This is a genomic window from Microbispora sp. NPDC004025, from assembly GCF_053604425.1.
In genome coordinates this window covers 65,020-86,893 of the sequence record NZ_JBSGHN010000008.1, presented here as the reverse complement: position 1 = coordinate 86,893, position 21,874 = coordinate 65,020, and the positions used below count along the sequence as shown (strand labels likewise).

Sequence of the window (21,874 nt, the reverse complement as noted above, 5' to 3'; positions counted from 1 at the left end):
CACTGCAACCCGAGGTGGAGGCCGGTTTCCGGATCTTCACGATGGGCCGCGCCGGCGCGCGGACCGTGAAGTCACGCGAGGCGATGCAAGCGGTTCCCCAGTGGGCCGGGGAACACTCCGGGGTCCATGAGGTTCGTTCGCACGAGAGTTCCGCTGAAGTATCAGGACTCCATGACCGAATGCGGCGCGGCCTGCCTCGCCATGATCCTCGGGACGTACGGGCACCACACCACGGTCCGCGCGCTCGCCGACGAGATGGGCGTCGGGCGAGACGGCGCGAACGCCCTGTCGATCATCCAGGCGGCGCGCCGGCGGGGCCTCACCGCCCGGGCGTTCTCCCTCCCGGCGGACAGGATCCGTCACGTCCCCCTCCCCGCCGTGGTCTATTGGGAGTCGCGCCACTTCGTCGTCCTGGAGGGCGTGCGGCGCGGCCGTGTCGAGGTCGTGGACCCGGGAGCGGGGCGTCACCGCATCAGCGAGGAGGAGTTCGCCGAGTCCTTCGCCGAGGTGGTGCTCGTCTTCGAGCCGGGGCCGGGTTTCGCGCGTGGGCGGTTCGGCGACAGGCCGGGCCGCGCGTGGCTCCAGCTCGTCCGCACCGCCTTCGCCGCCCGGCGGTCCCTGGTCGCCCTGCTGGCACTGCTCAGCGTCATGGTGCAGGGGTTCGGGCTCGCGCTTCCCATCCTGACGGAACTGATCGTCGACCGGGTGGTCCTCGCGGGCGAGCGTGACCTTATCGCCTCTCTCGGGGCGGGTGTGGTCGCGGTCTTCGCCGCGCACGCGACGGTCGGAGTCCTACGGGCGGCGACGCTCGCGACCCTGCGCGTCCGTGCGGACGCCGACCTGCTGGCGACCACCGCGACGCGGCTGCTCGCGGCGCCGTTCCGGTTCTTCGCCGGGCGGAGCTCGGTGGACCTGTCCAACAAGGTCATGGGAACCGTGCTGATCAGGGAGATCGTGATCGGCCAGGCCCTCCTCGCGGTGTTCGACGGGCCGCTGGCCTTGGGATACCTGGCGACGGTGGCCGTGCGCAATCCGCTGACCGGCGCCTGCCTCCTGGCCTTCGCGGCGGCCCAGATCACCCTGCTGCTTGCGACCCGGCGGCACGTGGCCGACCTCGCGCGCCGCGAGGCGGACACGCGCAGCGACGTCCAGGGCCGGCTCGTCGAGGTGGTGCGGGGCATCGAGACGGTGAAGGCGTCGGGCTCCGAACCCCGCATCCGGCATCGGTGGACGAGACTGCTCGGGACGTACGTGAACCGGGCCAGGCGCAGCGGCCGGGCCCAGGGCCTGCAACAGGCGGTGCTGGACGCGCTCAGGTTCACGGCCCCGCTGGTCCTGGTGTGGGTCGGGGCCCGACAGGTCGTGGCCGGGGAGATGTCCCTGGGAGAGATGCTCGCGCTGCAGGCGCTGGCGGCCGTCGCGCTGTCCCTGCTGTCCTCGCTCGTCGGCGGTCTCCAGGGGCTCCAGTCCGCGCGTCCGTACGTCGAACGGCTGGCCGACGTCTGGGGGGCCGAGGCGGAGCCCGTCCCCGCGAACCCGGTGACCGCCCGGCTGAGCGGCCGCGTCAGCGCCGAAGGCGTGGGCTTCCGCTACGCGGCCGGGGCGCCGTGGGTGGTGCGGGACGTCAGCCTGGAGGTGGCGGCCGGCCAGAAGATCGCCCTGGTGGGCCGGTCCGGCTCGGGCAAGACGACCCTCGCCCGGCTGCTGCTCGGGCTCTTCACCCCGGCCGAGGGGGAGATCCGCTACGACGGCCTCCCCGCCTCCCGGTTCGACCCCGGCATGCTACGCCGCCAGTTCGCGGTGGTGCCGCAGGATCCCGTGCTGTTCACCGGCACGATCGCCGAGAACATCGCGCTCAACGCGCCCGACGCGTCGGCGGAGGACATCGCCGAGGCGGCCCGGCTGGCATGCGTCCACGACGACGTCATGGCCATGCCGATGGGCTACGGGACGATGCTCGCCGAGGGAGGCGGCCTGTCCGGGGGGCAGCGGCAGCGCGTCGCCCTCGCGAGGGCCCTGCTGTCCCGGCCGAAGGTGCTGCTCCTGGATGAGGCCACCAGCCACCTGGACACGACGACGGAGGCGGCGATCGAGGCCAACCTCGCCCGGCTGGACATGACCCGCATTGTGATCGCGCACCGGCTGAGCACCGTGCGGGACGCCGACCTCATCCTCGTCATGGACGGCGGCCGGGTCGTGGAGGCCGGCACCCACGCCGGTCTGCTGCGCGAGGGGGGACCGTACGCGCGTCTGGCCGGCTCCGACGCCGCCGCGGGCGCCCCGGACGGCTTGGCCTCCCGGGGTTGAGGAACATCGGAACGAAAACCGGAGCTGCACCACTGTCTTGATCAACGTGTCCCGCACGATGGCTCGCAGTAAGCGACAGAAGGGTGGGCTCCGCGCTGCCTCACCCCCGCACCGGTACGAAGGATGTCGAGGCGGAGTGACGCTGGAGCCGCTGCGGGCGAAGCCGGACCGGCTGGCCGGCATTTACATAAACTATGAATATAAAAGTGTTATGCTTCGAGCATGAGTGGTCAAGACGCCTCGCCTGGCGCGTCCGCCGCCATCGGGGCAGCCCTCTACGGCCTGGCCACCAGGGCCGTGAGACGCCTGCCCCGGGACATGAGCCTGACGTCCGCCGCCACCCTGGCCACCCTGGACCGGACCGGCCCGCGGCGCATCACCGATCTGGCCGCGGTCGAGGGCGTCACCCAGCCCGCGATGACCGCCCTGGTCCGGGTGATGGAGGAGTCCGGCCTGGTCGAGCGGCGGAGCGACGCGTCCGACAAGCGGGTCACGCTGGTGTGCCTGACCGAGGCCGGCGCCTCCTATGTCCGGACGCGGCGCCAGGCGGGCGTCCACGCGTTCGAGCGGTTGATCGGCGAGCTCACCGGCGACGAGGTCGAGGCGCTGGTGGCGGCCCTTCCGGCGCTGAATCATCTGGCAGAGCTCGAAAGCCAGGACCGCGAAGGGCCGAAGCGGTGACCGGGCAGCCGGTCGGCGGGGTCGCGGCGAAGGCGTTCCCGGGGGCGCGTTCCGAGGTGCGGCTGCTGGTCCCCGCCCTGATGTTCATCGCTCTGGTCGTGGCGGCGGTCGCCAGCCTCGGGACGCCGCTCATCACCGCCGTGGCGACCTCGTTCCACGTCTCGCTCGGCAGCGCGCAGTGGACGCTGACCGTCGCGCTGCTCAGCGGCGCCGTCGCCACGCCGGTCCTGGGCCGGCTCGGAGCCGGCCCGCACCGGCGGGCCACGATCCTCGCCACGCTGGCGGTCGTCGTCGCCGGCAGCGCGCTCACCGTGCTGCCGCTGCCGTTCGCGTGGCTGCTGGCCGGCAGGGCGGCCCAGGGCGTCGGGCTCGGGCTGACGGCGCTGATGATGGGCGTGGCCCGGGACCACCTCCCCGAGGAGCGCAGCGCGGCCGTGATCGCCCTGGTCTCGGTGGTGTCGATCATCGGGGCCGGCGTCGGCTACCCGCTGGCCGCACTGCTCGCCGAGCTCGGCGGGGTACGGGCCGCCTACGGCCTCGGCCTGGTCGTCACCGCCGCCGCCCTCCTGACCGCGTGGCGCTCCATGCCCGAAGCCCCCGAAGGCCGCTCCGCCCATGTGGACGTGGCAGGCGCGGTCGTCCTGGCCGCTGCGCTGCTCCTGGTGCTGTTCCTCGCCGGCGAACGGAATCTGTGGAGCCGGCACCTCGCCGTGGCGGCGGGCCTCGCCGTCGTCGCTGTGGTGCTGCTCTGCGTCTGGGCCGTCATCGAGCTGCGCAGCACGACGCCCCTGGTCGATGTGCGGGCGGTGCGGCACCCGGCGGTCGCCGGGGCGAACCTCGCCATGTTCGTCGGCGGGATCGGCATGTACCTCCTGCTCACGCTCATCACCCGGTACGCGCAGACGCCGCACGGCGTCGGCTACGGCTTCGGGCTGACGACCTTCGTCGCCGGGCTGGTCCTCATCCCGTTCTCGGTGCTGGGGTTCGTCGCCGGCAAGCTCACGTCGCGGGTCCGGACGCGGATCGCCGACCCCCTGCTCCTGGCCGGCAGCGCCGTCGTGGTCGGCGGCGGGTTCGCGCTGTTCGCGGCGGCCCGGTCGGACCTGGCCGAACTGTTCGCGGCGATGGGCGTGCTCGGCTTCGGCGTCGGCGGCTTCTCGGCCGCGATGCCCGGCGTCATCCTGGCCGTCACCCCCAAGAGCGAGACGTCGAGCGCCATGAGCTTCAACTACGTCGTCCGCAGCGTCGGGTACTCCCTGGGCAGCGCCATCGGCGGCCTGATCCTCGCCGCGGGCACCGGCCCCGGCCGCCTCTTCCCCGACGACAGCGCCTACACCACCGCGGCGCTGGTCGGCATCGGCGCCATGGCGATCACGACGCTGACAAGCCTCGCTCTCGCCCGCCGACGCTCGTCCGAGATCAACCCGTAAGTAAGATCCACCCATCCCGACACTGGAGGTTCCATGCCCAAGGGCTACTGGGTCAGCGCCTACCGCACCATTTCAGACCCTGAGAAGCTGGCTGCTTACAACAAGCTGGCCGGTCCGGCCGTCAAGGCCGGGGGCGGCCGGACCCTCGTCCGTGGCGGTCGGGTCGTGGCGCATGACGCCGGACTAGCCGAGCGCACCGTCCTGGTCGAGTTCGACAGCTTCGAGCAGGCCGTCGCGGCGTACGAGAGTGCGGCCTACCAGGAGGCGCTGGTCGCCCTCTCCGACGGCGTCGAGCGCGACTTCCGCATCGTCGAAGGCATCGACTGACCGAGGTCCAGCCGGATCTCCACTGAAGGCTCAGTGACATCTGGCGGGCGAAGGTCAGCCCTGTCTGGTAGTCGGGCCAGTCTCCGTCGTAGACGTCTCCGGCGAAGAGCACTGCATCGACGCCCTCCCTACTGGCGAGGACGACGAGATTTTCCAGCGCGCGCCGGGGGAACGTTGTCTTCTTCCGGATTCCTGGCAGCAGGCTCGAACTTGCAAGTGTGGTCGCCCCCGGACCGTGCCGCCCGGTGGCTGTCCAGCGTGTCACCGCATTCGAGGGGTTGCGTAGCCGGGTGCCGGGCCGTGTTCAAGTGCGAATGGAATCTACGCTGTAAAGGCGAGCGCTCAGGGATAGATCGCTTGCTTGGGTGATCGTCGATCGATCGGGTCGCGCTCGCCTGAGCTACCGCGGCGGAAGGGCTGGGTTTCTGGGGCGGCACCCATCCGCGCCCGGACCGGTTTCCGTCGTCGCGGCCATCAACAATCCTGTGCATGCCGCCCGTTACACGGTCGAGGCGATGCGACGGGGGTCTGCGGCCGCAATTGCTGGCCGCGGCGGCGCACATCGAGGCCGACCTGCGAGTGATCCCGCCTCGCCGCTGATACGGAAATTCGCCAGGAGCGTCGTGGGGGCGGCCGGAGCAAGCGGAGCGATGCCAGGTGGCGGTCTATCGCGCCTGCGTGCTGATTCGCGTCCATTGATGGTGTTGGCGCAGGACGTCGGCACCTACCACTGATGGGGGTTTTTTGTTGGTTTGTGTCATAATCGACCTGCTACCGCTAGTCACTGCATAATCCATCCTATTCGTCCTTAATATCCAAAGTTTGGCCTCGAAGTAACAAAAGTTGAGCGGTAGTCATCGAAACCTCTAGACAACCTCCGAGAAATTTTTAAGATTGCATCAAAAGTCATTCCCATTGTTGACAAACTGGGAGGAGGTGGAGCGATTCGGGACCGCAGCTCGCAGTGGTGTCGGCTGCGGCACCCTCCTTGGAAGCAAGCTGTACTGCGGTTCGGACGAATGCGCCGGCGACATCGGACACATCCGGGTCGAGCCGCGCGACCGGACGAGGGAAATCGGGGACGACAGGGCGGACGCCGACCACCCTGCCGACCCCGCCCCGCTCATCATTGGCCGAGGCCGGTAGGCGCTGACGGCACCAGCGCCCATCGGGTACCGCCTCCGCTGAACCGATGAGCGGGGCATCTCCCCGGCGGGCTCACCCATCATCACCCGTGATTGCCGGCCACAGCCGTAGCAACGGCCGGTAATCGGCGACAACCGCATATCTGCCGCGACCGCGCCCGTCCTTCAGCAGCGGCTACGTTCACGGCACGGTCGCATGTGCCTCATCGCCGCGCAGCCTCGTGGTCGTACGGGGAACTTGGTGTCCAGGTCCTCATTGGCGCCGTGCCGACTCGCTACGGCCGCCTCGCGTCCTCGGTGTGTCACCGCCTAACTCGCGGGCTGGCACTTGGCTGTGCCCGCCCGCACAGCCCAACCGCCTTCTGTGGGGAATTGTTCGCAGCTTCTGATGAACTGAGCAGAAGTTATCCTAGTGGTGTCAAAAGCATAGACAGGTCTATCGAAAGCTCCTACTGTGTCCATCACGAGACGGATGTGTTTCGTCGATGTGTCCAATCGGCGTGGACGCGGAGATGACAGCGGAGATTTCAATCGCGACACCCCGTCTATGGCTCCGGCGCGACGGCGCGCGCCCCACCTGGCACGTTCAGTCAGGAAGGGACAGAATGAAGCCACACCCCCCAGCACATCGATGGCGGCTGATGGCCGCAGCCATGTTGCTCGTGGCAACGAGTTTCACCACCGTCGTCTCGACCGTCACGACGGCTGCTCCCGCTCAGGCGCACCCCATCAACGCCACCGACTTCCAGCAGGTCACCCTCGCCAAGGGCGTGGCCGAGACGGGCGAGCCGATGACGATCGCGGTGCTGCCGGACCGCTCGGTCCTGCACACCGCCCGCAACGGCACGCTGCGGCGCACCGACGCCGCCGGCACCACCTCGGTCATCGCGAACATCCCCGTTTACACCCACGACGAAGAGGGCCTGCAAGGCGTAGCGGTCGACCCGAACTTCTCCGCCAACAGGTTCATCTACCTCTACTACGCGCCGCCCTTGAGCACCCCCGCGGGTGACGCGCCGGCGACGGGTACGGCGAGCACCTGGACCACTTGGACCGGCGTCAACCGGCTGGCGCGCTTCACCCTCAACGCCGACTTCACCGTCAACATGGCCAGCCAGGTCACCGTCCTGGACGTGCCCGCCAACCGCGGCATGTGCTGCCACGTCGGCGGCGACATGGACTTCGACGCGGCCGGCAACCTCTACCTGTCGACCGGCGACGACACCAACCCGTTCGACTCGGCGGGGTACGCCCCGCTCGACGAGCGCACCGACCGCAACCCCGCCTACGACGCGCAGCGCAGCGCCGGCAACACCAACGACCTGCGCGGCAAGATCCTGCGCATCAAGGTGAACGCCGACGGGACGTACTCGATCCCGGCCGGCAACCTGTTCCCGCCCGGCACCGCCAACACCCGGCCCGAGATCTACGCGATGGGCTTCCGCAACCCGTTCCGGATAGGCGTCGACAAGGCCACCGGTTACGTCTACGTCGGCGACTACGGCCCCGACGCGGGCACCACCGATCCGAACCGCGGCCCGTCCGGCCAGGTGGAGTTCAACCGCGTCACCGGCCCAGGCAACTACGGCTGGCCGTACTGCACCGGCGCCAACACCACCAGCGAGACCTACAACGAGTGGAACTTCGCCACCAACAGCACCGGCCCCAAGTTCAACTGCGCCGGCGGCCCGACGAACAACTCGTTCCGCAACACCGGCCAGCAGACCCTGCCCGCGGCGCGCCCGGCCTGGATCCGCTACGCCGGCGACGCCGGGTCCCCGCCGGAGTTCGGCGGCGGCAGCGAGTCGCCGATGGGCGGCCCGGTGTACCGGTACAACGCCTCCAACCCCTCGGCCACGAAGTTCCCGGCGGGGTTCGACGGGCAGTTCTTCGCCGGTGAGTTCGGCCGCGGCTGGGTCAAGCCGATCCACCTCAACACGGACGGCTCCCCGGGTGCCATCGAGAACTTCCCGTGGAACGGCAAACAGGTCATGGACATGGCCTTCGGCCCGGACGGCGCGCTGTACGTACTCGACTACGGCACCGGTTACTTCAACGGCGACGCCAACTCGGCCCTCTACCGCTACGACTACGTGGGCGGCGGCAACCGTGCCCCCACCGCCGTCGCGAGCGCCAACAAGACCTCGGGCGCGGCGCCGCTCACGGTGACGTTCTCCTCGGCGGGCAGCAGCGACCCCGAAGGCGGTGCGCTGACCTACTCGTGGGCGTTCGGCGACGGGACCACCTCCACCGCGGCCAACCCGACCAAGACCTACTCCACCAACGGCACCTACACCGCGACGCTGACCGTCCGCGACCCGCAGGGCGCGACCGGCACCGCGAGCGTCGTCATCAGCGTCGGCAACACGGCGCCCACGGTCACTGTCAACACCCCGGCGGCCGGGCAGCTCGTCTCGTTCGGCGACAGCGTGCCGTGGAGCGTCACCGTCACCGACCCCGAGGACGGCACGATCAACTGCTCGCGCGTCACGATGGCGTACGTGCTCGGCCACGACCAGCACGCGCACCAGATCACCTCGCAGACCGGCTGCTCGGGCACGATCACGATCCCGGTCGACGGCGAGCACGACGACGCGGCGAACATCTTCCCGATCTTCGACGCCTCCTACACCGACAACGGCGGCCTGACCGTCCACGCGCAGAACATCCTGCAGCCGCGCAAACGGCAGGCCGAGCACTTCAAGACCTCCTCCGGCGTCGCCACCTACAGCAAGACCGCGGCCGAGGGCGGCAAGACCGTCGGTGACATCAACAACGGCGACTGGATCCAGTTCGACCCGTACAAGCTGAACAACGCCACCTCGTTCACCGCGCGGGTCTCCTCGGGCGGCGCGGGCGGCACGCTGCAGTTCCGCACCGGCTCGCCGACCGGCACGATCATCGGCTCGGCGGCGGTGGCGCCTACCGGTAGCTGGGAGACGTTCACCAACGTCACCGGCACGATCAGCGGCGCGCCCGCCACCACCACCTCGCTCTACGTCACCTTCGCCGGCTCGGGGACGGCCGCGCTGTTCGACCTGGACAGCTTCACCTTCGCGACCGGCACCGGCGGCGGTACGGGCACCGGGCCCATCACCGGCCTGGCGGGCAAGTGCCTGGACGTGCGCGGCGCCTCCAGCGCCGACGGCACACAGGTCCAGATCTACACCTGCAACCAGACGGCCGCGCAGACCTGGACCCGGTCGGGCCAGACCCTGCGGGCCCTCGGCAAGTGCCTGGACATCTCCGGCGGCAGCACCGCCGACGGCGCGAAGATCCAGATCTACACCTGCAACGGCACGGCCGCGCAGAACTGGGCGTCCCAGTCCGACGGCACGCTGCGCAACCCGCAGTCCGGCAAGTGCCTGTCCGTGGCCGGAACCGGCTCCGCGGACAGCACCGTCGTGGAGCTGCGGACGTGCGTCGCCGGCGCGGCGAACCAGAAGTGGACCCTTCCCTGACACCGATGACGGGGGCGCCCGTGCCGCACACGGGCGCCCCGCTCGCTGGAGGAACCATGCGCAGACTCTTAGCGGGGGTGGGCGCCGCGGTCGCCCTCGCCGCCTCCGTGTTCTCCGCGCCCGCGGCCCAGGCCGCCGACGCGCCCTACGACGTCCTGGTGTTCTCCAAGACCGCCGGGTTCCGGCACGACTCGATCCCGAACGGCATCCAGGCGATCCGGGACCTCGGCGCGGCCAACAACTTCACGGTCACCGCGACCGAGGATGCCAACGCGTTCACGACGGCCAATCTCGCGCAGTACGAGGCGGTCGTCTTCCTCAGCACCACCGGCGACGTGCTCAACGCGACCCAGCAGACCGCGTTCGAGTCCTACATCCGCGGGGGCGGCGGCTACGTCGGTGTCCACGCCGCCGCCGACACCGAGTACGCCTGGCCGTTCTACGGCCAGCTCGTCGGAGCCTGGTTCGCCAGCCACCCCGCGATCCAGCAGGTCAACTCCAAGACCGAGAACCGGGCCCACCCGGCGACGGCGCACCTGCCGCAGACCTGGACCCGTACTGATGAGCTGTACAACTACCAAACCAACCCGCGGAGCTCGGCCCGCGTCCTCGCGACGCTCGACGAGTCCTCCTACTCCGGCGGCTCGATGGGCGCCGACCACCCGATCACCTGGTGCAAGACCATCGACAGCGGACGGTCGTTCTACACCGGGTTCGGGCACACACAGGCGTCCTACACCGAGGCGGCGTTCCGCTCCCAGCTGCTCGGCGGCATCCGGTACGCGGCCAAGCGGGCCAAGGCCGACTGCCGGCCCGAGACCGGGTACACCACGCTCTACAACGGCTCCACCACCGGCTGGGCGCAGTCGGGACCGGGCAGCTTCACCAACTCCGACGCCACGCTGACCTCCCAAGGCGGCATGGGCCTGTTCTGGTACAACGCCAAGCAGTACACCTCGTACTCGCTGAAGGCGGACTGGAAGCTCACCGGAGACAGCAACTCCGGCATCTTCGTCGGCTTCCCCAACCCGGGCGGCGACCCGAACGTCGCGGTGAACCAGGGGTACGAGATCCAGATCGACGCCACCGACACCCCTGACCGCACCACGGGCTCGATCTACGGGTTCAAATCCGCCGACATCGCCGCGCGCGACGCCGCGCTGAACCCGCCGGGGGAGTGGAACACCTACGAGGTCCTCGTCGAAGGCCAGCGCATCCGCGTGTACCTCAACGGCTCGCTGATCAACGACTTCACCAACACCGATCCGAACCGCAACCTCGACGGGTACGTCGGCATCCAGAACCACAGCAGCGCCGACCAGGTCGCGTTCCGCAACATCCGGATCAAGGACCTCGGCACGCCGCCACCGCCGCCCGCGACGAACCTCGCGCTGAACAAGCCGGCGACCGCGTCGAGCGTGGAGTCGGCCGCCTACCCGGCGTCGGCCGCGGTGGACGCCTCGTCGACGACCCGGTGGTCGAGCGCCTTCTCCGACCCGCAGTGGATCCAGGTCGACCTGGGCGCCACCTACACCATCAGCCGGGTGCGCCTGGTGTGGGAGGCTGCATACGGCTCGGCGTACCAGATCCAGACCTCGCCCAACGGGACCACGTGGACGACGATCCGATCGGTCACCGGCGGCAACGGCGGTGAGGACGACAACACCGGCCTGAACGCCTCCACCCGGTACGTGCGCATCTACGGCACGGCCCGCGGCACGCAATGGGGCTACTCATTGTTCACCTTCGAGGTCTACGGCAGCTAGGTCTCCCTAGCACCACGGCGGGCCGGGAGCCGCGCGGCCCCCGGCCCGCCCCGTCATCCACAATGCGGCGCTGCTGAGCCTGGGCCGGCGGCCGGGGGCGCGACAGCTACTTCTCCAGTCCCTGGAGCGCGGGCTTGCAGTGATTCGCGCGTTCGACGCCGACAACCCCGAGCTCACCCTCAGCGAACTGGCCGCCCGGACCGATCTCACCCGGACTGCGGCCCGTCGTTTTCTGCTCACTGTGGTCGACTTGGGCTGCATGCACACGGACGGCCGGCTTTTCAAACCCAGCCCGCGGGTACTCGAGTTCGGGGACACCTACCTGTCCAGCCTGTCCTTTCCCGATATCGCCGAACCCCGTCTGGAGCGCCTGGTCGCCGCCTGCGAGTGATCACGCCCCTGCGGTTGACGCACGTGCGTTCCTGAAGCCTGCGTGCCCATTCGCCTGTCAGGGTGTGGGCCGCTGGGGGAGTGGGCCGTCGAGGCGCCGGGCCTTTAGAGACGTTGTCGGTGCGGGAACCGGACGGGCCGTCGGGGCGGGGCGGGACGCGCTCGTGCTCCGCGAGCAGGAGCACCTCCCACTGCCCTCGGGGAGCTCTAGCGCCTTGAGGACCTCGTCGGGAGTGGGAAGACGCACGTCATGCTCGCGGCCCGAGCAGGGGCGGTCCGAGTGGCCCGTGATCAGGATGGGGGTGATGCGAGCGACATCCGGGCACGCCCCGAAGGCATGCCCGGACGCGGCTGCTCAGATGCCGGTGCTCAGATGCCGACGACGTCGAACTGCTCCCATGGGCCGATCGCGGTGCGGTTGGCGATGAGCGGCGCGGCTCCCGCGTTCTCGGCGCAGACGTACATGTTGTTGGCCTGGGCCAGGAAGGTGACCGAGCCGTTGGGGTTGTTGATCAGCTGGAAGGTCTCCCATCCGCCCATCGCGGTGCGGTTCGCGATGAGCGGCGCGGCTCCCGCGTTCTCGGCGCAGACGTACATGTCGTTGACCTTCGCCTTCAGCGCTATCTTGCCGCCGCCGAGATCGACGCGCTCGAACTGCTGGCCCGTCCCGGTGGACGTGCCGTTCGCGATCAGCGCCGTGCCGTTGGCGGCCGTGACGTAGCGGCTGTTGGCCCTGGACCGCAGGGCGATCACCGTGGGGGCGGGACCTCCACCCCCGGCAACGGGCGGAGTGGGCCGGGTGGCGGTGAGGGCGATCTGGCCCTTCAGCATGCGGCCGCCGTCGCCGGTCAGCCGAAGGTAGTAGTCCGAGGAGCAGAAGGTGCCGTCCTCGTCGAGGGCCAGCATCCCGGCGTTGGTCGGGACCATCGCCATCGTCTCGGCGGTCTTGGCGATCTGGTTGCCCTCGTTGAACTCGTCGAACATGGAGATGTAGATGCCCTGGGCGCCCAGGCGGACCATGTTGTAGAACTGCCGCCACATGAAGTCGCCGTGCGCCCGCTGCCGCGACTTCACATCCCCTGGCAGCACGCAGGGCTGGTAGTCGATGCCGTGCGAATTGCAGTACGCCTGATCCGGGACGTTGATGTTGGTGTAGAACCGGTCCGTGTCGGCGATGTTGCCGATCCGGCCGACCATCCACGGCGAGAGCATGTTCAGCGCGTTGAACACGTCGATGAAGCCGGGCCGGCAGTCGTTGATGCCCTGCCGCCAGTAGGTGGGCACGCCGCCCATCACGTAGCAGCCCTGCGCTTTGAACCAGTTGACCACGTCCAGGCAGGCGGCCGGGTCGGAGGGATGCTTGCTCTCGTTGAAGCCGAAGCCCCAGATGCCCACGACGGGCTTGCCGTTCTGCCTGGCGTACATCGGTGAGGCCGTCAGGGCCTTCATCTTGTTGGTCCAGTCGGTCTTGATCTCGGGCTGGAAGTTGGTCCAGCCGGACACGTCGTACATGATGTAGAACTTGCGGCCGTTGGCCTCGGCAGCGGTGCGGACCTTGGTGGCCATCGCATCGCGGGTGGGGCCCTCGCCGCTGACGGGGTTGAAGCGCTGCAGGGCGGCGGTGTCGATGTTGTTCTCCCGCATCCACCGGAAATGCGTGTCGACGACCTGCTGGTCGTAGGAGGAGAACAGCGTGGCGGGCTGCCCGTTGCCGAGATTGGCGTACGCCGTGGGGTAGGACCTGGTGAACTCCCGCATGTCGGGCCAGGCGACGATGGTGGTGTTGCTGGGGGAAGGCGGCTGCGACATGTTGGCGCTCCAGTGCCACCAGCCGTTGATGGGGGCTCCGTCGCCGGGGCAGGCGAACCAGCCCTGGTAGCCGACGGTGATCTTCCCGACCACGTCGCCAGGAGCGCTCGCGGCGCTCGCCGCGCTGGTCAGCGCGGACACCAGCTGGGACGACGACACCGCGGCGAGGGCGGACCCGGACACCACGGAGGTCATGAACGTACGGCGCGAGACGGACACGTAATCTCTCCTTCGATTAGAGGGACTGCTCGTGCGCGCCTGCGGGAAGGTGGAGCCGGCGAAGCCGCCGCGTCGGATCGGCGGTCGTCAGCGCGCGGATCCGGGCATGGCCGGACGACGATGAGCGGTCGCCGTGTCACGGGGAAGAGCTCGATGGCCCATTCCAGTACGAGGGGCTGCATTCCGACCAAGCACCACCGAAGGCGCTGAGCGGTGTATGTCAGCGCCGCCTAACATCGGACCGCTTACAGCCATGGTGACAGAAATCAACAAAGTAGCGCAATACTCAGATTGCGAGAGTGCAATGCGAAGGCAGCGATGCGCAGATCGCGTCGATCGCGATGTCTTCGCCTTCGCAGTGCGACCGGCAGGCGGAAGTCATCGGATCTTTCCGGCCCGCCGTGTCCGGAGAGCCGGTGCCGCAGGTCGATGCCGCGGGCCGGTGGCGGCGCGCCACGCTGGACCGGAGCCGCGTGAGCTCCGGCCCACCGGAACTGTCATGGTGTCGCGGTCGTACCTGTCGTAGGAGTCGTAGGCCGTCTGCGACAGCGGACGTTCGCCTGGGCGAGCACGTCCCGGTCGAACCGGTTGGTGGTGCCCCGCTGCGGGGACGCTGCCCAGGTGCCGTTCCACGGTACGTCGGCCGCCGGCGCGGGGCCGCGGTGGTGAACGGCCCGGCCATCGGCAACAGCATCGCGACCACCGCCGTCAGGGACATGCGAAGGCTCAAGGGGTTCTCCCATAGGGCGAAGGACCGGCGGGCCGCGCGGGCCCGCCGGGCCGGGACGGCGTGAATGTCAGTTGGTGATGAGGTCGAACGACTCCCAGGGGCCGATCGCGGTGCGGTCGGCGATGAGGGGGGAGGCTCCAGCGTTGTCGGCGCAGACGTACTTGCCGTTGGCCTGCGCCTTCAGACTGATGGTGCCGTCCGGGTTCCTGATCTGCTGGAAGGTCTCCCACGGGCCGATCGCGTCGCGGTTGGCGATCAGCGGCTGCGCGCCCGCGTTCTCGGCCGTCACGTACTTGCCGTTCGCGCGCGCCTTCAGGGCGATGTTCCCGTTGCCGAGGTCCACCCGGTCGAACTGCTCCCAGCCGCCGATGGTCGTCCGGTTGGCGATGAGCGCTGACGCCCCCGCGTTGTCCGCGGCCACGTACATGTTGTTGGCGCGCGCCCGCAGGCTGACCGTGCCGGAGCCGCCGGGGACCCCCGACCCGAGGCCCAGCGTCGAGGCGGTGCCGCTCAGGGACTTGGCGTTCTGGTTGGCGGTGCCGGTCAGCCGGGCCGAGGCGTACGAGCTGAGCGGCCTCGCCGTGCGCTCGACCACGTAGACCGTGTTCCCGGCTGTGGCGAACGTGATCTCGGCGCTGGAGCTCGTGGTGAGGATCGTGCCGTCCGACACCCGGCGGACCCGGACCTGCTGGCCGTTCCACGGGTTCACGACCGTGGCCTGCTTGCCGTACAGGCTCTTCACGCCGACGTACTTCACCTCGCCGTCCTCACGTTCGGAGCTGACGAGGAAGCCGTCCTTGGCGAGGAGTGTGAACTTCCCGGCGAACGACGCGTCACCGGGCGGGGCCGGGAACACCCGGATCTTGCCGTTGTAGCTCTGCATGAGCGACTCGTTGAGCGCGGTCAGGTGCACGCCGAGGTACTCGAAGACGCCGTTGGTGTTGTTGGTCATGCCGTTCGGGTAGTTCTGGTACTTCTGCAGCATGGTCTTCATGCCCTGGTAGGCCTGGTCGCCGAGGCCCAGCCGGGCGGCCTGCACGGCGTCGTTGGACCACACGTTGCCGTAGGGGAAGGGCCGCTGGTTCCAGGTGTTCAGGGCCGTCTGGTAGTCGGGGGAGCCGATGCCGGTCACCTCGTACGGCCAGATCAGCTCGGCCGAGACGTTCTCGTTGTTCCTGGTCTGCGAGATCGGCGGCTGGTGCGGTTGGTAGGCGCCGTTGGAGACGACGTACGGCGCGAGGTGGTCGAGCACGTTCTGCCAGGTGGACCGCAAACCGGAGTCCACCCCGAGTTGCGTGCTCACCTGGATCGCCAGAGGGAACAGGCTGCGCACGGCGGCCAGGTCGGTGATCGCGTTGCGGACGTTCCAGTACGTCTCGTGGGAGTTGGAGTTGGCCACGGAGTACGTGCCGGTGGCGCTGTCGTGCGACAGCATGGCCGAGTAGAACTTCGCGGTCTCCCGCATGAACGGGTAGGCGACGTTCCGCAGATAGTTCGCGTCGTCGGTGTACCGGTACCTCATGTACATGCTGTAGGCGGCCTCGTAGCCCGTCGACAGGATGTTCTTGGTGTAGTCGCTGCCGACCGTGCCGCGCGCGTTGCCGTCCCAGCCCATGGTCTCCGGCACCCACAGGCCGTCGACGCCGTACCTCGTCTGCGTGTACGACTTTAAGGCGTTGTAGTTCCGGCTGTACAGGTTGTTGTGCCGGTCGGTGAGGTCGCTGTGGTTGGAGGCGAGGAACGACAGGTAGACGTCCCGCTGGTTCCAGTACCAGTACGCGTTGCTCCACTTCGTGTTGTCCTGGGTGGCGCGGAAGACGCCGTTGATGAAGTGGGCCGGGTAGTTGCCGTGGCCGCCCGCAGCGATCATGTAGGTGGACAGGTAATAGACGTTCTCCAGGTAGTCGGCGTCACCGCCCATGCCGGAGTACTGCACGAACGACCTGGCCCAGAACGCGTGCCACCAGTTCTTGTAGTCGGCGAAGGTGCGGGCGTACCCGGTGGACTTCACGGAGCTCAGCTGGCCGCGCGCCTGGGCGACGGAGTCGCGGTTCGACGCGTTGATCCGGCTCGCCGCGCTGAACCAGATCGTGTAGGACGATGTCGGTGTGATGGTCAGCCGGACCGTCCGCGAGTCGACCACCTGGGTGGAGAAGCCTGCGCCCTCGACCGTGGCCGCCAGCGTGTAGCCGAAGCCGTTCGGGTCGGACTGCCCGCGGCTCAGGCCGGCGGCGCTCGAGTCGGCGAACGTGGAGATCGTCTTCCAGGTGTTCAGGTCGGGCACGTCGGCGCTGTTGGTGACCGTGGCCGGGTCCCACATGCTCAGCGTCAGGGCGATGTTCGACAGCCCGCTCCGGGAGTCGTCCACGTGGATGCCCATCACCTCGGAGTTCGGCGACCCCATGACGGTCACGGTGCGGTTGGAGTCGTACTTCGTGACCAGCGTGCCGTCGTACAGGGACAGCCGCTGCTGGAAGGTGGAGTAGCCCGAGTCCATGGCGGGGCTGGTGGCCAGGTTGACCAGCCCCGCCGCGTACGCGGACTGCTCGGACAGGTCCACCCCGGACGTCTGCATCGTCAGCCCGTTCTGACTCCAGGCCATCGCGCCGGTACGGCCGTTGCCTACGGTCAGCCCGTACGCGGGGTTGGTGTTGGGCCGGTTGTAGACGACGTCGTGCTTGGACAGGTAGCTCGCGTAGTCGACGTTCAGCGCGCCGCTCGCCTGATCGAAGGCGGCGTCGGCCGCCGAGGCGACCGCGGGGGCGGCGACCCCGCCAGCCACCAGCCCTCCAAGGAGCGCCAGCAGCGGCAGGAACCGTAAGAGCCTCATCACCTGATCACCTTTCGTGATGGTGGCCGCCCCTCATGGGTGGACGCGTCGCGGCACCGCTCTCCGGCAGTGAACGCACCGGAGATGTAGAAGTGTTTGCGTAGGGGATTTCCGGAGGAATGCAGGGTGGAGAGGCCACGCGGCGTCGCCCGGCAATCGGCGACCGGACGGGCGCCACGCAGACCTCTCCCCCCGCATCGCAGTCTGGACGCGATCCGCACGCCGCCTCCGGCACGAGGCACCGCACAGCCGCCGTCTCAGGACTGTCAGCCGCAGTCAACATCGGATGTCTAGCTCCGTCAAGGCTTAATTCTTATTCTAAAAAATCAACAATTTCCCCCGAGACGGCTCACATTGCCGACGTAAGCAGGGGGTTTGCCGGTTCCTAGGTGCCCGATGGAGGCGAGGAAAAAAGATCGGATGTATCGAGGATGCACAGCGACGCGTGACCAACGCGTGTCGCGCCGGGCGCGACGCTCCATCTGCTCGCCCCGGGAGGGCGCGGCGGCGAGCGCGCTCGACCTGCGGTGGATGACACGCTCGACTTGCTGGAGGTGCTGATCGCGACCAAGCTGCCGGCCCAGACCATCAAGACCGCCGTGCCGCACCAGCGGGTCATCTTCACGGTGCACGAGATGAAGCGCCTGGGCCGCGGCACCGCGGAACTCCTGGCCATCGCCGAGGACCTGGGCCATCACGATATCGTGATGGCCGACGGTGAGGCTGCTGTGGCGCAGGGGTGAACGGGTAGCTGCATCGCTAGTCGCGAAACTCGTGTATCACCCCGGCTGGACACCCTGTTGGTTCACAGCAGCTTGTCGAGGGTGATGGGCAGGTCGAGAACGCGTTTGCCGGTGGCCACGACGTTGGCCACGGCAGCGGCGACCCCGGTGATGCCCACCTCGCCGATGCCGAGCGGGCCGAGCGGTGTGGCGGGGTCGGGCTCGTCCAGGTAGTACACGTCGATGTGGGGGATGTCGGCGTGCACCGGCACGTGGTACTCGGACAGGCTAGGGTTCACGATCCGGCCGTCACGGCCGTCAATGAGGGTCTGCTCCGACAGGGCCATGCCGATGCCCATCACGATGCCGCCGCGTAGCTGGCTGGTCGCGGTCTTGGCGTTGATCACGGTGCCGACGTCGAAGACGCCGAGCCGGCGCGAGATGCGTACCTCCATGGTGTCGGGGTCCACCCGGACCTCGCAGAACTGCGCGCCGGTGGCCGCCTTCACCTTTCGCCGGCGTTCGAAAACGGTGCGGGCGACGAAGCCGCGCATGACAGCCCTGGTCGAACCTGGCGGCGCCGGGTCCGTACCGGGATCGGTCGTCGCACACGACGCCGGAATCGCCGAGCGCAGTGTCCTGATCGAGTTCGACAGCTTTGAACAGGCCGTCGCGGCATACGAGAGTGAGGCCTACCAGGAGGCGCTGCTCGCCCTCTCCGACGGCGTCGAGCGCGACTCCCGCATCGTCGAAGGCATCGACTGACCGGGCGGCTCAGTCGGCGACCTGCCCGGCGTCCGTCTCCGACAGGCACCCCGGCGGAGATAGCACCACACCGCCGGGCAGGCACGCGCGCTCAAGCCCTGCACCATGGCTGGGGTACGACAACACCCGACAACGTCACACCGCACCGGACGGCCTTCCACCGATCAGCCGACTGTCACCAACGCCACGATCGGGTCCACCTAGGATCGGCAGAGTGACCGTCCCCGCCATGCGGGCCAGTGCCCGCGTTCTGCTGGTCGACCGCGACGACCGGCTCCTGCTGTTCCGGTTCCGTGCCTCCGTCGATCTGCCCGCCTCCCATTTCTGGGTCACGCCCGGCGGTGGTGTCGACGACGGAGAGACCCTTTCTCAGGCGGCGGTGCGTGAACTGTTCGAGGAGACCGGTCACATCCTGGCTCCGCAGCGCCTGGGTTCGGTGGTGGCCGTCTCCTCTGGTCCTGCCCGATTCGGCGAGCTCACCCTGCACGCTGTCGATTCGTTCTTCTTCACCCGAGTCGACCGTCTGACCTTGGCCCCTTCCGGCCACGAAGCCCATGAACGCGAGGCGATCGCCGCACACCGCTGGTGGACCGTCCACGAGCTTCAAACCACCTCCGACCTCGTCTTCCCCGTCGGCATCGGCGCACTTCTGCCCCGGCTGCTTGCCGGTGACCTCCCCTCCGAACCGGTGCACCTGCCCTGGCGGTAGGCCACTGCCTCGTCACGGCTCGGGTCTGGGGGAGGGCGCTAGCTTCTGCGCGGATCACGCCTGCTTCATGTTGATCTGCTGAGCACGGGCTGCGGACCTGTCGCAGCGATCAGTGACCTCGTTCCCCGCCGAGGAAGCACGACAGGAGTCGCCTGAAGTCGTGCGGGTGCTCGAGCGCCGGCACGTGCCCGCAGCGGCCGAACACGTGCAGACGGACATCGGCCAGGTGTTCGAGCAGGGGCAGGGCTGCCGTCCCGAGCGGGGTGACTCGGTCCTCGGCACCGTGGACGAGCAACACGGGCGCGCGGATCCCTGCCAGCGTTTGCGCCGAGAGGGTGAGATCCTCGGCCCAGCGTGCCCTGGGTGGAGGGAACAACGACGCGTATGCGGCCGCCCCCGCTTCCATTGCGGCAGCACGGGCCGCGACGGCCGACTCGGTCACGAGCGCCTGGTCGAAGACGAGGCGACTCAACATGTCCCGCGCCCCGAGCGGGCCGGCGGGGGCGGCCCAGACCGCGTCGAGGTCGGCGGACAGGGGTGCCCCGGGGGCGCCCATCGTCGAGACCGCCACGACACGGGTGACCTGCTGGGGACGCGCGGCCGCCAACGCCAGCGCCACGGCACCGCCCATGGAGTGGCCCACCACGGCGTAGTGCTCGACACCGAGAGCGTCCATCAGGCCCGCGGCCTGCTCCGTCCACAGCCGGAGTCCACCCCTGGAGCCCGCCGGGATCGGTGTACGGCCGAACCCCGCCTGGTCAGGAGCCACCAGGCGCCAGGACGTGCCCAGCGCCTGTGCCGTCGCCGCCCAGGCTCCGGATCCGGTCGTACCGGGTCCGGAGCCGTGCAGCATCAGCACTGCGGGCCCGGTGCCGCTCTCCATGACGTGGACGGGGGAGCCGTCGACCGTAACGGTGCGAAGTGCCGTCACCGAGACACCTGAGGTGTGCTCATGCCGATGCGGAGTTGACGGACTTCGAGAAGACCTCCATCATCACCCGGCCGAACTGCGGCATGTCGGGCCAGCCGCGGCAGGAGACAAGGTTGCCGTCCACGACGTCGGGAGCGTCGATGACCGTCGCGCCCGCGTTCTCCATGTCGCCGGTGATGGGCGGGAAGCACGCCGTCTTGCGGCCCTTCAGCAGCCCGTAGACAGCCGGCACCTGCGCGCCGTGGCACACCAGCGCGATCGGGAGGTTGCGCGCGAAGAAGTGCTCGGTGATGCGCCTGACGTCGGGGTCGACCCGGATCCACTCGGGAGCACGTCCCCCAGGGATGATGAGGGCGTCATAGCGCTCGACGTCGACCTCGGCCCAGGGCACGTCGACCGGCAACTTCCGGCCGTTCTTCTCCACGTAGGCGTCGGAGTTGGGGTCGAACTCGTGGATGACCAGCTGAACGTCACGCATCGTCCGTGACGAGACGTCGACGTCCCAGCCGCCCTCCTGCACGCGATAGTAGGGATACATGGTGTCGAGCTCCTCGGCGGCATCGCCGGTAAGGAGCAGTGCTCTGGGCACCTGCTTCTCCTCGCAACTGGGGCGGATGAGGTGGATCCAATCGGATCCGATCCGATTGAGTCAGCATTCCTCGGCCCAGCCCGCCCGTCAAGCCTTTACCGCTATTCGTCCGCGTCCTTGACTTCGTCGAACAATCGCCGGAACCGCTCGCCGGACAGCAGGATGTGCCGACGCATGGCGTAGGCGGCGGCGTCGGGGTCGCGCGCGGCGATCGCGGCCACGACTTCCTCGTGCTCGGCCATGGCCAAGTGAGTGACCTGGGTGTCGTGGAGAAGCCGGAACAGGTGCACGTGCGTGTGCAGGCGAGCGAGCGCTTCGCGGATGACCTGGTTCTCCGCGCTCAAGGCGACGAGATCGTGAAAAGCGGCGTCGCGCAGCCCGAAAGCGCCATAGGCCATGATCCCGTTGCCCCCCTCCAGCTCCGCCATCTCCTCCAGCATCCGTCGCAGGCCGGCCACCTGCTGTGAGGATGCGCGTTCGGCGGATCTGCGCGCCGCCGCCGGCTCGAGGAGCAGGCGGAGCTCAAGCATGTCCTCGAATCGTTGACGGGTGATTTGAGGGGGAATGCGATAGCCGGCATGGGGCACACGAACGACCAGGCCCTCGGCCTCCATGCGGTTCAAGGCGTCGCGGATCGGCGTCTGCGAGACCCCCAGCTCTCGCGCCAGGACGTCGATAGTGACGCGGGAGCCAGGCTCGATCCGTAGCGACATCAGCTGTCCGAGCAGCGTGTCGTACACCTCGTCGGCAAGCCGGCCGCGAGATCTTCGCGGCGGCGTTCCGCCCGTCGTGGCCCCACGGCGCCGCGCGATCAAGACTTCGTCGTCCATCGTTGACATGAGGTCCTTTCTTACGTCTTCGGGGACCTGTTGACGTCGGTCGCAACGCTGCGGGATATTGACGCCCCCACTCGGATCGTATAGGAAAGGTGGCGGATGCCAGCCATCCTTCACCCATTACGAAACCGCCCGTCATCGCTCCGCTTCGATCAGTTGGAGCTTCTCATGAGCATGTCGACGTCGGTCCTACTCGATCCGCCACTGGGCGGCACAAGGACCGAAGG

At 68.7% G+C, this 21,874-nt stretch carries 16 protein-coding genes and 1 pseudogene; 11 read left to right on the top strand and 6 right to left on the bottom strand.

Features of this window, described 5'->3' with window-relative positions; all coding sequences use genetic code 11:
• Positions 1 to 126: 126 nt before the first annotated feature.
• The 7 genes and pseudogenes from ACWEQG_RS21100 to ACWEQG_RS21070 all read left to right on the top strand — a co-directional run.
• Positions 127 to 2,307, top strand: coding sequence for a peptidase domain-containing ABC transporter (locus ACWEQG_RS21100; protein WP_452286929.1), 2,181 nt, complete (start codon positions 127 to 129; stop codon positions 2,305 to 2,307).
• A gap of 222 nt (positions 2,308 to 2,529) precedes the next feature.
• Positions 2,530 to 2,988, top strand: a complete 459-nt coding sequence (locus ACWEQG_RS21095) for a MarR family winged helix-turn-helix transcriptional regulator (RefSeq protein WP_452286927.1) — start codon at positions 2,530 to 2,532, stop codon at positions 2,986 to 2,988.
• Entirely contained in the window at positions 2,985 to 4,418 is a 1,434-nt protein-coding gene (locus ACWEQG_RS21090; RefSeq protein ID WP_452286925.1) for an MFS transporter, read from the top strand. Before ACWEQG_RS21095 ends, ACWEQG_RS21090 begins: the two co-directional genes overlap by 4 nt.
• Before the next feature lie 33 nt (positions 4,419 to 4,451).
• The gene (locus tag ACWEQG_RS21085) at positions 4,452 to 4,745 is read left to right on the top strand and encodes a DUF1330 domain-containing protein (RefSeq protein ID WP_452286923.1); all 294 of its coding nucleotides are present in this window, start codon (positions 4,452 to 4,454) and stop codon (positions 4,743 to 4,745) included.
• Positions 4,746 to 6,543: 1,798 nt separating this feature from the next.
• Positions 6,544 to 9,351, top strand: coding sequence for a PQQ-dependent sugar dehydrogenase (locus ACWEQG_RS21080; protein ID WP_452286921.1), 2,808 nt, complete (start codon positions 6,544 to 6,546; stop codon positions 9,349 to 9,351).
• A gap of 56 nt (positions 9,352 to 9,407) precedes the next feature.
• A complete protein-coding gene (locus ACWEQG_RS21075) occupies positions 9,408 to 11,117 on the top strand; it encodes a ThuA domain-containing protein (protein ID WP_452286919.1) in 1,710 nt (569 codons plus the stop codon).
• Between the two features lie 73 nt (positions 11,118 to 11,190).
• Positions 11,191 to 11,496, top strand: a pseudogene (locus ACWEQG_RS21070) (helix-turn-helix domain-containing protein); the annotation flags it as partial.
• A 380-nt stretch (positions 11,497 to 11,876) separates the two neighbouring features.
• On the opposite strand, the gene ACWEQG_RS21065 reads toward ACWEQG_RS21070, so the two are convergent.
• Entirely contained in the window at positions 11,877 to 13,535 is a 1,659-nt protein-coding gene (locus ACWEQG_RS21065) for a hypothetical protein (protein WP_452286917.1), read from the bottom strand.
• A 662-nt stretch (positions 13,536 to 14,197) separates the two neighbouring features.
• Between ACWEQG_RS21065 and ACWEQG_RS21060 the strand changes: the two genes are divergently transcribed.
• Entirely contained in the window at positions 14,198 to 14,329 is a 132-nt protein-coding gene (locus ACWEQG_RS21060; protein WP_452286915.1) for a hypothetical protein, read from the top strand.
• 3 nt (positions 14,330 to 14,332) lie between these two features.
• On the opposite strand, the gene ACWEQG_RS21055 is transcribed toward ACWEQG_RS21060, so the two are convergent.
• On the bottom strand, positions 14,333 to 17,095 hold the full coding sequence (locus tag ACWEQG_RS21055; RefSeq protein ID WP_452286913.1) for a fascin domain-containing protein: 2,763 nt from the start codon (positions 17,093 to 17,095) through the stop codon (positions 14,333 to 14,335).
• Positions 17,096 to 17,622: 527 nt separating this feature from the next.
• Between ACWEQG_RS21055 and ACWEQG_RS21050 the strand changes: the two genes are divergently transcribed.
• Complete coding sequence (locus tag ACWEQG_RS21050) at positions 17,623 to 17,838, top strand: hypothetical protein (protein WP_452286911.1); 216 nt, start codon at positions 17,623 to 17,625, stop codon at positions 17,836 to 17,838.
• Positions 17,839 to 17,900: 62 nt separating this feature from the next.
• Here the strand turns inward: ACWEQG_RS21050 and ACWEQG_RS21045 are convergent, their stop codons facing one another.
• Positions 17,901 to 18,371, bottom strand: coding sequence for a molybdopterin cofactor-binding domain-containing protein (locus tag ACWEQG_RS21045; RefSeq protein WP_452286909.1), 471 nt, complete (start codon positions 18,369 to 18,371; stop codon positions 17,901 to 17,903).
• Here ACWEQG_RS21045 and ACWEQG_RS21040 point away from each other — a divergent pair.
• A complete protein-coding gene (locus ACWEQG_RS21040; protein ID WP_452286907.1) occupies positions 18,370 to 18,582 on the top strand; it encodes a DUF1330 domain-containing protein in 213 nt (70 codons plus the stop codon). The two genes, ACWEQG_RS21045 and ACWEQG_RS21040, sit on opposite strands and share 2 nt — an antisense overlap.
• Positions 18,583 to 18,796: 214 nt before the next feature.
• Complete coding sequence (locus ACWEQG_RS21035; RefSeq protein WP_452286905.1) at positions 18,797 to 19,291, top strand: NUDIX hydrolase; 495 nt, start codon at positions 18,797 to 18,799, stop codon at positions 19,289 to 19,291.
• A gap of 109 nt (positions 19,292 to 19,400) precedes the next feature.
• On the opposite strand, the gene ACWEQG_RS21030 is transcribed toward ACWEQG_RS21035, so the two are convergent.
• The 3 genes from ACWEQG_RS21030 to ACWEQG_RS21020 form a co-directional block, all read right to left on the bottom strand.
• Positions 19,401 to 20,222, bottom strand: coding sequence for an alpha/beta fold hydrolase (locus tag ACWEQG_RS21030; protein WP_452286903.1), 822 nt, complete (start codon positions 20,220 to 20,222; stop codon positions 19,401 to 19,403).
• 19 nt (positions 20,223 to 20,241) lie between these two features.
• Positions 20,242 to 20,811: a DJ-1/PfpI family protein gene (locus ACWEQG_RS21025; protein ID WP_452286901.1), complete on the bottom strand. Its 570-nt coding sequence runs from the start codon at positions 20,809 to 20,811 to the stop codon at positions 20,242 to 20,244.
• A 101-nt stretch (positions 20,812 to 20,912) separates the two neighbouring features.
• On the bottom strand, positions 20,913 to 21,641 hold the full coding sequence (locus tag ACWEQG_RS21020) for a GntR family transcriptional regulator (RefSeq protein WP_452286899.1): 729 nt from the start codon (positions 21,639 to 21,641) through the stop codon (positions 20,913 to 20,915).
• Positions 21,642 to 21,874 lie beyond the last annotated feature (233 nt).